Origin of the sequence: Paenarthrobacter sp. NEAU-H11 (genome assembly GCF_050573415.1) — a bacterium.
Taxonomy (GTDB): Bacteria; Actinomycetota; Actinomycetes; order Actinomycetales; family Micrococcaceae; genus Arthrobacter.
Genome location: NZ_JBNZGA010000025.1, coordinates 1 through 12,228, shown reverse-complemented (window position 1 = coordinate 12,228; position 12,228 = coordinate 1). Strand labels below are relative to the sequence as shown.

At 67.3% G+C, this 12,228-nt stretch carries 12 protein-coding genes and 1 pseudogene; 11 read left to right on the top strand and 2 right to left on the bottom strand.

What is annotated here, in order from left to right:
- Positions 1 to 33: 33 nt before the first annotated feature.
- The 3 genes from ACQ3DC_RS20465 to ACQ3DC_RS20455 all read left to right on the top strand — a co-directional run bounded on the left by ACQ3DC_RS20465 (position 34) and on the right by ACQ3DC_RS20455 (position 3,348).
- The gene (locus ACQ3DC_RS20465) at positions 34 to 336 is read left to right on the top strand and encodes a hypothetical protein (RefSeq protein ID WP_323058232.1); all 303 of its coding nucleotides are present in this window, start codon (positions 34 to 36) and stop codon (positions 334 to 336) included.
- Between the two features lie 62 nt (positions 337 to 398).
- Positions 399 to 2,444, top strand: a complete 2,046-nt coding sequence (locus ACQ3DC_RS20460; RefSeq protein WP_430753066.1) for an acyl-CoA dehydrogenase family protein — start codon at positions 399 to 401, stop codon at positions 2,442 to 2,444.
- A gap of 64 nt (positions 2,445 to 2,508) precedes the next feature.
- Positions 2,509 to 3,348, top strand: a complete 840-nt coding sequence (locus tag ACQ3DC_RS20455; protein WP_321214718.1) for a YrzE family protein — start codon at positions 2,509 to 2,511, stop codon at positions 3,346 to 3,348.
- On the opposite strand, the gene ACQ3DC_RS20450 is transcribed toward ACQ3DC_RS20455, so the two are convergent.
- A complete protein-coding gene (locus ACQ3DC_RS20450) occupies positions 3,349 to 3,747 on the bottom strand; it encodes a YchJ family protein (protein WP_323058233.1) in 399 nt (132 codons plus the stop codon).
- A gap of 163 nt (positions 3,748 to 3,910) precedes the next feature.
- Here ACQ3DC_RS20450 and ACQ3DC_RS20445 point away from each other — a divergent pair, with 163 nt between their 5' ends.
- The 6 genes from ACQ3DC_RS20445 (at position 3,911) to ACQ3DC_RS20420 (ending at position 9,733) form a co-directional block, all read left to right on the top strand.
- Positions 3,911 to 4,693 carry a hypothetical protein gene (locus ACQ3DC_RS20445; protein WP_323058234.1) on the top strand — a complete coding sequence of 261 codons (783 nt, stop codon included), beginning with the start codon at positions 3,911 to 3,913 and terminating at the stop codon, positions 4,691 to 4,693.
- Positions 4,694 to 4,720: 27 nt separating this feature from the next.
- Positions 4,721 to 5,725, top strand: coding sequence for an aldo/keto reductase family protein (locus ACQ3DC_RS20440; RefSeq protein WP_157240392.1), 1,005 nt, complete (start codon positions 4,721 to 4,723; stop codon positions 5,723 to 5,725).
- Positions 5,726 to 5,732: 7 nt separating this feature from the next.
- A complete protein-coding gene (locus tag ACQ3DC_RS20435; RefSeq protein ID WP_430753065.1) occupies positions 5,733 to 6,587 on the top strand; it encodes an SDR family oxidoreductase in 855 nt (284 codons plus the stop codon).
- A gap of 117 nt (positions 6,588 to 6,704) precedes the next feature.
- Positions 6,705 to 7,832, top strand: a complete 1,128-nt coding sequence (locus ACQ3DC_RS20430) for a sulfite oxidase (protein WP_430753064.1) — start codon at positions 6,705 to 6,707, stop codon at positions 7,830 to 7,832.
- Between the two features lie 57 nt (positions 7,833 to 7,889).
- On the top strand, positions 7,890 to 8,273 hold the full coding sequence (locus ACQ3DC_RS20425) for an RNA-binding S4 domain-containing protein (protein ID WP_421094012.1): 384 nt from the start codon (positions 7,890 to 7,892) through the stop codon (positions 8,271 to 8,273).
- Positions 8,270 to 9,733, top strand: coding sequence for an amidohydrolase (locus ACQ3DC_RS20420; RefSeq protein ID WP_430753063.1), 1,464 nt, complete (start codon positions 8,270 to 8,272; stop codon positions 9,731 to 9,733). The genes ACQ3DC_RS20425 and ACQ3DC_RS20420 overlap by 4 nt, the downstream gene beginning before the upstream one ends.
- Positions 9,734 to 9,745: 12 nt before the next feature.
- Here the strand turns inward: ACQ3DC_RS20420 and ACQ3DC_RS20415 are convergent, their stop codons facing one another.
- A complete protein-coding gene (locus tag ACQ3DC_RS20415; RefSeq protein WP_430753062.1) occupies positions 9,746 to 10,252 on the bottom strand; it encodes a hypothetical protein in 507 nt (168 codons plus the stop codon).
- Between the two features lie 113 nt (positions 10,253 to 10,365).
- On the opposite strand from ACQ3DC_RS20415, the pseudogene ACQ3DC_RS20410 reads away from it, so the two are divergent.
- Together ACQ3DC_RS20410 and ACQ3DC_RS20405 are read left to right on the top strand one after the other, a co-directional pair.
- Positions 10,366 to 10,833: pseudogene (locus ACQ3DC_RS20410) on the top strand (HNH endonuclease); the annotation flags it as partial.
- Between the two features lie 97 nt (positions 10,834 to 10,930).
- Positions 10,931 to 12,178, top strand: a complete 1,248-nt coding sequence (locus ACQ3DC_RS20405; protein ID WP_430752900.1) for an IS256 family transposase — start codon at positions 10,931 to 10,933, stop codon at positions 12,176 to 12,178.
- Positions 12,179 to 12,228: the final 50 nt, after the last annotated feature.

Genomic DNA, 12,228 nt, shown 5'->3' with positions numbered 1-12,228 from the left:
TCAACCAAAGCAACGTCGCAGCAGGGGGACTCAATGCACTTCGATCTCAGTTCAGTTGAAACCGCCACCTTGGTCTTTGCGGGCACCCTGGTGTTCGCGGTGGTCCTGGCAGCATTCGTCCTGGCAGCAGGACTGGTTGCCCTGGTGCTGCTGGGGATCGGAAAGCTGGGCTGGACCGTGGTTTCCACCATCCTCCTGGCCGTGGTCCACGGCATCAACGCAGGCTGGGACAGGCTGGTGCACCACGCGGCGACGGTGGATGTTTCCGGGGATTTCCAGGCCCAGCACTCCCCTAGCACCGGAACCTACCCGCGGGTAATCTTGAGGGACAGCTGAAGGGTTCTCCAACCCGGCGGATCCATGGCTACACCCGGCCATTCCGGCCAAGGAGATAACCCATGAGCTCCGCCACTGACAGCACCTCCGCAACAAGCCCCGCCACCGGCCTCCCCGTTTCCACCGCAGCGGCAACGGACGCGCACCCCGGGGAGACCCCCGTTCCCGCCGGAAAACTAGGTGCCGGCGCCACAGCCCAGGACGCCCGCGCCGTGGCAGAGGCCGCCCGGGAAACCGGCTGGGAGCGCCCAAGCTTCGCGAAGGGACTCTACCTGGGCAGCTTCGACCTCGGGCTGGTCCACCCTTGGCCCACCCCCGATCCTGCCTCCGTGGAGCGGGGCGAAGCATTCATGGAGCGCCTGACCGGGTTCGCCCGCACCATGGACGGCCGGGTGATCGAGCGTGAGGCCAAGATCCCGGACGAGTACATCCGGGGCCTGGCGGACCTCGGTGTTTTCGGGATGAAGATCCCGGAGGAATACGGCGGCCTGGGGCTCTCCCTGGTTTACTACGGCCGTGCCCTGGCGCTCCTGGGCAGCGTCCATCCAAGCCTCGGCGCCCTCCTCTCGGCCCACCAGTCCATTGGCGTGCCGGAACCGGTCAAGGTTTTCGGAACCCCTGAGCAAAAGCGCGAGTACCTGCCCCGCTGCGCCGCCGGGGCCATCACCGCCTTCCTGCTGACGGAACCGGATGTGGGCAGCGATCCCGCCCGGCTGGGCAGCACGGCGACGCCAACGGACGACGGCGAGGCGTACCTCCTGGACGGCGTCAAGCTGTGGACCACCAACGGGGTGGTTGCGGAACTGGTGGTGGTGATGGCCGTGGTCCCTGCCCACACGGACGCGGACGGCACCGTGCACAAGGGCGGCATCAGCGCGTTCGTGGTGGAGATGGACTCGCCGGGCATCACCGTGGAGAACCGGAATGCGTTCATGGGCCTGCGCGGGATTGAGAACGGCGTCACCCGGTTCCACCAGGTCCGCGTGCCGGCTGCCAACCGGCTGGGGCGCGAAGGCCAGGGCCTGAAGATCGCGCTGACCACGCTCAATACCGGGCGCCTCGCGCTGCCGGCGCTATGCGTCGCCTCCGGCCGGTGGAGCCTGAAGATTGCCCGGGAATGGTCCAACGCCCGCACCCAATGGGGCAGGCCGGTGGGCGAGCACGAGGCCGTGGGCAAGAAGATCGCCTTCATCGCGGCCTCCGCCTTCGCCCTGGATGCGGTGTTCGAACTCTCGGCCGAACTTGCGGACGCCGGCCAAAAGGACGTGCGGATTGAAGCCGCCCTGGCCAAGCTCTGGGCCACTGAAATCAGCTGCCGGATTGCCGACGAACTGGTGCAGATCCGCGGCGGCCGGGGCTTTGAGACCGCCGATTCCCTGGCTGCGCGCGGCGAGCGCGCCGTCCCGGCCGAGCAGCAGCTGAGGGACCTGAGGATCAACCGGATTTTCGAGGGTTCCTCGGAGATCATGCGGCTGCTGATCGCCCGGGAAGCGGTGGACGCCCACCTGGCCGCCGCGGGCGAGCTGGCATCCCTGGACGCAAGCCTGTCCGATAAGGCGAAGGCCGCCGTCGGCGCTTCCGGCTTCTACGCCAAGTGGCTCCCCAAGCTGGTGGCCGGAGCCGGCATGGACCCGCGTTCGTACAGCGACTTCGGCCGGCTGGCCAAGCAGCTGCGGTTCGTGGAGCGCTCGTCCCGGCGCCTTGCACGGCAGACGTTCTACGCCATGGGCCGCTGGCAGGCCAGGCTCGAAAGGAAGCAGGCGTTCCTGGGCAGGGTGGTGGACATCGGCGCCGAGCTGTTCGCCATGACGGCCTGCTGTGCCAGGGCGGAGATGCTGCTCCACACCGCTCCCGAAAAGGCCGCCAGCGCCTACGAGCTCGCTGAGGCGTACTGCGAGCAGGCCAGGGTGCGCGTGGACGAGTACTTCGACCAGCTGTGGCGTAACACGGACGACGGCGACCATGCCCTCACGCGGAAGGTCCTCGCCGGAGATTACACCTGGCTGGAGGAAGGCGTGCTGGACCAGTCCGAAGGAACGGGTCCGTGGATTGCCGACGCCTCTCCCGGCCCCTCCCAAAAGGACAACCTGCACCGCAGATACCGGTAGAACTGCAGGTCACAAAATAGTAAGCATCCTTGCTATCCCTCCGGGCCGATGGTTGAGTTGATCCATGAGCAGCTCAACAGACCCAGACAACCTGCCCCCGAGGCGAGCCCGGGAGGACGCTGACCGGAACCGAAGCCATCGCGGCGATACCGCCGGCGGCGAACCCACGCGCGCCTACCAACAGGTGCCGGCAAGCGATGCAGCCCCCACCTCCGCGTACGACCGCGTGCCCGCGGAACACACAGGACCGGCCGGCGCCCATGCGGAGCGGGACTACGTCCCCACGTCCTCCGCGCCGGCTGTTGATCCGAACCTCACTGACCGGCAGACCGCCGTCGCGCGGGAAAAGGAACGGTTCGGCGGCATCAAGGTGGGCTCCGCGTTCTTCGGCTGGCTCACGGCCACCGGCATGGCCGTCCTGCTGACAGCCCTTGTGGCGGCGGCCGGAACCGCTGTTGGCCTGGCCACCAACACGGATGTCAACGAGGCAGTCAACCAGGCTGCCCGGAACCAGGGCACGGTGGGACTGGTGGGCATCATTGTCCTGCTGGTCATCCTGTTCCTGTCCTACTACTGCGGCGGCTACGTTGCAGGGCGAATGGCGCGCTTCAACGGCGCCAAGCAGGGCGTCATGGTGTGGATCTGGGCGCTGATCGTGGCAGTACTCGTTTCCATCCTTGGTCTCGTGTTCGGACAGCAGTTCAACGTCCTGGCCAACCTGAACAGCTTCCCGCGCATCCCCGTCAATGAAGGCCAGTTGACCACCACCAGCATCATTGCCGCCGTGGTGGTTGCCTTGGTGGCCCTGGTAGGTGCAGTACTGGGCGGACTCGCGGGCATGCACTTCCACCGGAAGGTGGACCGCGCCGGCTTCACGCCGGACAACGACTACGACGACGAGTAGTCAGGCCAGCATCTTCCCGTCCAGATAGAGCCACCGCCGATGTTCCCGGATGAACCTGCTGTTCTCATGCAGGACCCCGCGTTCGCCGCCGTGCCGATAGTAGGCCTTGAACTCCACGGTCCCTTCGGTATCCAGCGGCCCGCCCCGGGACGTGGAAAGGATATCCAGGCGCCGCCATTCCATCCCCGGGTCCAGTTCCAGCTCCGCCGGCGCTGTCCGGGGATGCCAGGTGCGCCGGAGGTAGTCACCGTCAAGGAGCACGAAAGCGCTGTACCGGGAGCGCATCAACTGCTCCGCGGTGGCGGCCTCCGCCGCGCCCCGGTGGAACCGCCCGCAGCACATTCCGTAGGGCTCTCCGGACAGGCACATGCAGTTTTCGTGGTCCCTGGACTCGGTCATCCAACCGATGCTGTCACATGGGTAACAGCTTTGCTACAACCAGGGAAGCAGCCGGGCACCCGGCGGCACGGCCCCGCAAAAATCCGTAAGGTGGAGAAGGAGCCGGCGCGCAGGCAGAGTGGTGCCGCCCCCGGCCCCGCTGCAGGCAGAGAGGAGAGATGACGTGGAAAATCCGGATACGCTCATCCTCAACCTGACTTTTTTGGGCACCGTGGGAGTCGCCTTCCTGATGTTCCTGGTCCTCTTCCTGCTGGGGGTCATCACCTTGGTCCTGGCAGGACTAGGCCGGCTCGCCGCCGTTTTGCTGTTGGCCCTGTTCGGCAGGGGCACCGGAAACGAATCACTCCCGCTGGTGCGCTTGACCGGGCCTGCCGGTAGCCGGCCGGGCACGGCCGACGACGCTGCTGGCGCGGCATCCGCAGCGCGCCGGCCACGCGCCGGACTGCTCGTGCGGGCCTTCCGCCGCCGGCCGGGGAAGACGCCCCGTGATTGGCGCACCGCGCTGAAACCCGCCCACGTAAAGTCGTCGCTGCGCACCGCCGTCGAACACCACCCTGCGCTGGCTGCCGCCCGCCGCGAACCGCCCGTCCTGACGGAGGACTGGGCCGCCGCCGTCGCGGATGCGGACGCCCGCGCAAAGGCGAGGGCGCGTGCAGCAAAGCCGCAAATAAAACTCTCGGTGCGCGATCTTCCTGATCCAAAAGTGCCGGCTGAAAAGGTGGCGGAAGTGGCGCCGCTGGTGGAGTCGGCGCTTGATAACAGCCGTCCTTCCCACGAGCTGCCGCGGTCCTTCAAGAAGCCGCAGGTCCCCCGCCCCCTGGCTCCGCTGGACACCGGCTCGCTGCTGTCCCTGTCCGGTCCGGCGCACATCAGCAAGGCGGCAGCGGAAACAGGCAAGGGTCCAGGAACGGGCTCCGCTTCAAAGGGTAGACAGCCCTTACCCTGAGCAACCATCTGGGCTAGCGTGAAACCCATGGAATTCAGATACCTCGGAAACAGCGGGTTCAAAGTCTCGGAAATCACGTTCGGCAACTGGCTCACGCACGGCTCGCAGGTTGAAAACGACGTCGCCTCGCAGTGTGTGCGCGCCGCCCTTGACGCCGGCATCAGCACGTTCGACACCGCCGACGTCTATGCCAATACGGCTGCGGAAACCGTCCTGGGCGAAGCCCTGAAGGGCGAGCGCCGCGAATCCCTCGAGATCTTCACCAAGGTTTACGGCCCCACCGGTCCCAAGGGCAAGAATGACCTTGGCCTGTCCCGGAAGCACATCATGGAGTCCATCAACGGCTCCCTCCGGCGGCTCCAAACGGACTACGTGGACCTCTACCAGGCCCACCGCTACGACTTCGAAACCCCGCTTGAAGAGACCATGCAGGCGTTCGCGGACATCGTCCGGCAGGGCAAGGCCCTGTATATCGGCGTCAGCGAGTGGACCGCGGAGCAGCTGCGTGAAGGCCACGCCCTGTCCAAGGAACTCGGCTTCCAGCTGATCTCCAACCAACCGCAGTATTCCATGCTGTGGCGGGTCATCGAGGCGGAGGTTGTGCCGGCGTCGGAGGAGCTGGGCGTGTCCCAGATAGTCTGGTCGCCCATGGCCCAGGGCGTCCTCAGCGGCAAATACCTTCCCGGCCGGCCCGCCCCCGAAGGCAGCCGCGCCACGGACGAGAAGGGCGGAGCCAAGATGATCGAGCGCTGGATGCGCGACGACGTCCTGGCCGGCGTCCAGGAGCTCAAGCCCATTGCCGAGGAAGCCGGCCTGTCCATGCCGCAGCTGGCGGTGGCCTGGGTGCTGCAGAACCCGAACGTTGCCTCAGCCATCGTGGGCGCCTCCCGCCCCGAGCAGATCGCGGACAGCGTGGGCGCTGCAGGCGTGAAGCTTGAACCGGAGGTCCTGAAGAAGATCGATGACGCCATCGGTTCGCTGGCCGAGCGCGATCCCGCCCAGACCAAGTCCCCGGCCAAACGGGAAGCATAGGCGGCCGGTGGCTTCCGAACTCCCGGACTTAGCCGTCACGGGTTCCACCGGCGGGCTGGGCGGAATGGTGGCGCGGCAGCTTGCCGGGCTTGGTTCCGCCCAGCGTCTGCTGGTCCGCGATGCCGCCCGCGCCCCTGAACTGGACGCCGCCACGGCTGACGTGTGCAGCTATGAGGATTCGGCAGCCGCCCGGCGCGCCCTCGAGGGAGTGAAAGTCCTGTTCATGGTGTCTGCTGCGGAAACCGAGGACCGGGTGCAGCAGCATCGCGGCTTCGTGGATGCGGCTGCCGCCGCCGGCGTGGAGTATGTGGTGTACACGTCCTTTTATGGCGCGGCGCCGGATGCCACCTTCACGCTGGCCCGGGACCATTACGCCACTGAGGAGCACATCAGGGCGTCCGGTTTGGAGTTCACGTTCCTGCGGGACAACCTCTACCTTGATTTCCTGCCGCTGCTGGCCGGGGAGGACGGCGTGATCCGCGGTCCGGCCGGCAACGGGGTCTTCTCCGGGGTTGCCCGCGAGGACGTTGCCCGCTGCGCCGTTGCCGTGCTGCGCGACCCCGCCATCCACAAGGGGACCACCTACAACCTGACCGGCCCGGAGGAACTGACGTTGGCACAGGCCGCCGGGATCATTACCGAACAAACCGGGCGGACCATCACCTACCATCCGGAAACTATGGAGGAGGCGCACGCATCCCGGGCGTCCTACGGCGCCCCGCCTTGGCAGGTGGACGCCTGGGTGAGCACGTATACAGCCATTGCCGCCGGGGAGATGGCAGGGATTTCGCCCGATGTCCATGGCCTCACCGGGCAGGACCCGATCAGCCTGGCCGAGTTCCTGGCGCGTCCGCAGCTCTAGCCCCTGCGCTCCCGGGCGGCGCCTCTCCGTTGACGCACGGGCGGGGCGGGCGTAGACCTGAGGCAAGGGAGCTTCCAGCCCGCCGAGCAGAATCCCAGGCAAAAGAGTCGCAGCGCCATGAAACAGACCTACACGAACCAGCAGTCTTCCGGTCCGGCCACAGCGGCGGGGCGTCCGGCGCCGCCCGCGGCCGCGCCCACCACGGGCCCGCTCACCCCGGAGGAACTCCAGCTGGGTGCGCGCAACCACTCCATGCCGCTGGAGGCGCTCCGCCGGGACATCACTCCGCCCGGGCTCCACTACGTGCTGACGCATTTCGATATCCCTGACGTCGATGCCTCCTCGTGGCACCTCCGGATCAGCGGCGCGGTTGAGATGGCCCTGGAACTGAGCATGGCGGCCCTGCGCAGGGACCCGGCCATCACGGTGCCGGTCACCTTGGAATGCGCGGGGAACGGGCGCTCCCTCCTGAATCCGCGGCCGCTTAGCCAGCCGTGGATCATGGAGGGCGTCGGCACCGCGCACTGGACCGGGGTTCCGCTCGCCTATCTCCTGGGCAAGGCGGGAGTCCTGCCGCACGCTGTGGAGGTGGTGTTCACAGGATCGGACCAGGGTGTCCAGGGCGGCGTCCCCCAGCGCTACGCGCGGAGCCTGCCCATCCATGAAGCGATGCGTCCCGACGTCGTCCTTGCCTACAGAATGAACGGCAGCGAACTGCCGCCGCAGCACGGATATCCGCTCCGGCTGGTGGTGCCCGGCTGGTACGGCATGGCCAGCGTGAAGTGGCTGGAATCCGTTGAGGTGGTCACGGCCCCCTTCCGGGGCTACCAGCAGGAGGTTGCGTACCGCTACCAGGATTCAGCGGACGACGCCGGCACTCCCGTTTCGCGGATCAGGGTGCGTTCGCTGATGGTTCCGCCGGGCATCCCGGACTTCTTCACCCGCAAGCGGCTCCTGAAGCCCGGGCCGGTGCTCCTGCAGGGCAGGGCCTGGTCCGGGAAGGGCGCGGTCACCGGCGTGGAAGTCGGGATCGACGGCACCTGGCAGCCCGCGCACCTGGAGAAGCCCGCCGGCGGATACGCGTGGCGGAAGTGGACCATGCCGTGGGTGGCGGACCCGGGCGTGCACGAGCTTTCCTGCCGCGCAACGGATGAAACCGGCGCAACCCAGCCCTTGGAGCAGAACTGGAACTACCAGGGGCTGGGCAACAACGTGGTACAGCGGGTGAGCGTGACCGTGGAGTAACCGTTTGGCCGGCCTGGCCTCTGCGCCATGGAGCCGGGGCTATACTCGGTGCCAGCCATGACCAGCCTTCCTTCCTCCCCTGCCAGTGTCCGCATTGATGCGTGGCTGTGGGCCATCCGCGCCTACAAGACCCGCTCTGCCGCCACCGCCGCCTGCCGCGCCGGCCATGTCCGCCTGAACGGCAGCCCGGCCAAGGCGTCCGCGACGCTGGTCACGGGCGACACCGTGACGGTGCGGATGCCCGGCTACGACCGCATCCTTGAAGTGCGCCGGCTGATTGCCAAGCGTGTTGGTGCCGAGGCGGCCTCCCACTGTTTCACCGACCACACGCCGCCGCGACCGGTTGCCCCGGCACTTGGCCTGCCGCAGCGCGACCGGGGTGCGGGCAGGCCCACAAAGAAGGACCGCCGCGAGATGGAACGGCTCCGCGGTTCCGCATGAGCGACCTTGTCCTGGAGAGCGTGCGGATGCCGGGGGACGACGCTCCCGTCAGCGTGCATATCAGCCGCGGCCGCGTGAGCCGGATCGGGGCTGCTGCGGAATCCCCGGACGGCGCCCGCATCATTGATGCGGAAGGGCGCCACCTGATTCGGGGGCTGTGGGATGAGCACGTCCACATGACCCAGTGGGCGCTGCACGCCAACCGTATTGACCTGTCGGCTGCCGGAACCGCCCAGGAAGCTGCCGCCGTCGTCCGTTCCTTCTTGTCCGGAGCCGACCCGTCGGTGACCGCCGTCGGCGTCGGCTTCCGTGACGCGCTGTGGCCGGACGAGCCCTCCTTGGCACTGCTGGATTCCGCCACCGGCAGCCGGCCGACGGCGCTGGTCAGCCACGACCTCCACAGCGTATGGCTCAACTCGGCCGCGGCCAGCCGGTATGGAGTGCGGGTTGAGGCTTCTGGTTTGCTGCGGGAAGAGCCCGCTTTTGCCCTGACCCGGGAGCTGGGACGGCTGCCGGACCCGGTCCTGGATGGCTGGGTCCGTGACGCCGCCCGGGCGGCTGCTGCCCGCGGCGTGGTGGGCGTGATGGATTTTGAGATGACGTGGAACCGGGACCCGTGGCTGCGGCGCATCGCCGGCGGGTTTGACGCTTTGCGGGTGGAGGCTGGTGTTTATCCGGCAGACCTTGAGCGTGCCGTGGCCGAAGGCATGCGGACGGGGCAGGAGGTCGACGGCGGCGGCGGGTTGCTGAGGGTGGGACCGCTTAAGGTGCTCATTGACGGTTCCCTTAATACCCGGACTGCCTTTTGCGTGGATCCTTACCCTTTCGGCGGGTGCGGGCTGCTGACAGTGAGTGCTGGCGAGCTGGCGGCGTTGCTGGGGCGGGCGCGGGACACGGGGTTTGTTCCCGCCGTCCACGCCATCGGGGATGCGGCCAACCAGGTGGCCCTTGATGCTTTTGAAAGTGCAGGTGTTGGCGGCCGGATCGAGCACGCCCAGTTCGTCCGCCGGGAGGACTTTGCGCGTTTCGGGCCGCTGGGGGTGGCGGCCAGCGTCCAGCCGGTCCACGCACTGGATGACCGGGACGCCGCGGATTCCAACTGGGCCGGGCGGACGGACCGGGCCTTTCCGCTACGGTCACTGCTCGATGCCGGGGCTTCGCTGCTGCTGGGTTCGGATGCACCGGTGGCGCCGCTCGAACCGTGGTTGGCGATGTCCGCCGCTGTCCTGCGGGCACGCAGCGACGGGCGCGGGCCCTGGCATCCGCAGGAAGCCATCACGCGGGAGGAGGCCCTCCTGGCTTCCGCCCGGGGCCGCTCGCGTGTGTGTGTTGGCGACGCCGCTGACCTGGTGCTCCTGGACGGGGATCCGCTGACTGTGCCGGACGGGGAGTTCGCCGCGATGCCGGTGGCGGCCACGATGCTTGCCGGACGTTTTACCTACGACGGCGGGTTGGCTTAGTTCCGGGTCCTTCTAACCTTTGGCACGGGCCCTCACGAGGTTTGCGAAGGGCAACCTGCCGTACACGTCAACAAAGGCTGAGTGATAGTCCGCCTCGGCCGTGGTGAGCTGCTCCGCGGGGAGTTCCTTCCAGGCGATGACCAGCTTTTCGGCGTCTGCGAGCTGCCAGACCAGGCGGCCGTCCCAGTGCCCCGGCGGCTTGCCCTGCCCGAAGTCCAGGAACTCCTGGATTTGCCTCCTGAGGCCGCGGTTGCCTTTACTGCCGGGGCCGGCTTTGCCCAGGTAAAGAGCCGCGGCGGTGTCCACCCATTCGGCGGCCAGGGCTGCTTCGGGGAGCGACGGGTCCTTCTTCTTGAAGACGCCGGCGGTGCTTTTCTGGAGGTAGCGGGGTTGGAACCCTTCCGGTGCCAGCACGGCGAAGAGCCCGGTTCCCTGGGGGATCCGCATGGCATCGAGCGCGCCGATTGGCCGGAAGCCGGCGAAGCCCTCCGCTTTCAGGCCCTTCTTGGTGAACTCCATATCCTCATTCAACAGCACGGCCTGTGCCCGTACGGCTTGCGGGGCTTGCCTTGGTTATCCACATACGCGCCGGCGGACCGGATTTTGTCCCACCCTGCTGGAAGACTTTGTCTATGGAAGCGGCGACGACAGCGGCAACGGGCCTGGCGGCGAAAGCAGGGCTGGAGGCAGCTGCGGGGCTGGAGGCGGGTGGCCTTGCGCGGCCTTGTATTGCCGATACCTTTCGCGCGTTGGCTGCCGTCCGTCCCGCCGTTGACGGCCCGGGTATGATCGACCAGCTCCGCGGACTCGAGGACCTGAAATCTGCGGCTACTGCGAAGCAGGCCGAAATCGCCGCGGCTTTCGACCTCACCCGGCGCCGGGAGCAGGCCGCCGCCGGTGTCCCGGCCGCTGAACAGGGTACCGGGGTGGCGGCGGAAATTGCGTTGGCGCGGCGGGAGCCCCCTGCCCGCGGCGCGAGGCTCCTGGGCCTGGCAAACGCCCTGGCCACCGAGATGCCCCGCACCCTGGCCGCTTTGCGGTCCGGGCAGCTGAACGAATGGCGCGCCACCCTCATCGTGAAGGAAACGGCCTGCCTTTCGAGGGTGTTTCATTGAGTGTGTAAGGGTCCGGTCTCTAACTAGGGTTTGACCTGCGGTTTCACCCCTGAAAGGACGGGCCCTCTTGGCCGAAATCAGTATGACCACCAACCCCCTTGAAGGCGTCTTGAGCGCCGACCAGATCGACGCCCTCGTCACGGCAGCGGAGGACCTCGGAGAGGGCCGCAACGGTGTTGAAGAGCTCCTCTCCCGGATGACCCGCGCGGTCCTGGAACGGGCCTTGGAAACGGAGATGAGCGACCACCTCGGCTACGAGTCCGGGGACCCCGCAGGGCAGGGCACGGGCAATTCCCGCAACGGCAAGACCACCAAGAGCGTTCAGACCCTCCAGGGGCCGGTGCAGGTCACCGTGCCACGGGACCGGAACAGCTCCTTCGAACCGGTCATCGTGCCCAAGCGGGCCCGCCGGCTGGGCAAGGTCGAAGACATGATCCTGTCCCTTTACGCCCGCGGAATGAGCACCCGGGATATCGGCTCCCACCTCGATGAAATCTACGGGACCAAGGTCTCCGCGGCGACAATTTCGAGGGTGACCGACGTGATTGCCGATGAGCTCGCCCAGTGGCAGAACCGGCCGCTGGAGTCCGTGTATCCGATCGTCTACATCGACGCGATCTGGCTGAAAATCAGGGACGGCGGCGTGGTGGTGAACAAGGCCTGCCACGTGGCCGTGGGCGTGGACGTAGAGGGCCGCAAGCAGGTCCTGGGCCTGTGGCTGGGCACCAGCGAAGGGGCGAAGTTCTGGGCCAACGTGCTCACCGAGATCCGTAACCGCGGAGCCGCCGACATCCTGATCCTGTGCTGCGACGGGCTCACCGGGCTGCCGGCAGCGGTGAACAGCATCTACCCCCAAACCGTCGTGCAGACCTGCGTCGTGCACCTGCTGCGCTCGGCCATGAAATACGCCTCCTACGGTGCACGCAAAGCCATGGCCCGGGACATGCGCCCGATCTACACCGCACCGACCGTGCAGGCGGCCGAGCTGGCCATGGAGGCCTTCGCGGAGACCTGGCAGAGCACAGCTCCCGGGGCGGTGCTGGCCTGGCGGAACGCTTGGGAAGACTTCACCCCGTTCCTGGCTTTCACCCCCGAGATCCGCAAAGTCATCTACACCACGAACCAGATCGAATCGATCAACTACCAACTGCGGAAGATCACCAAAACCAGGGGCTCATTTCCCTCCGACGAGGCCGCGATCAAGCTGGTCTACCTCGGGATCAGAAACATCGAGACCACCCGCGGCGGCGAGCTCGGAACCGGCACCCAAGGCTGGCACCAGGCACTGAACGCTTTCGCCGTTCAATTCCCCAACCGGCTTCCGATCTGACCACCCGGCAGACCGGATAACCGACCGGTCCCTTACACAGAAAACTTGAC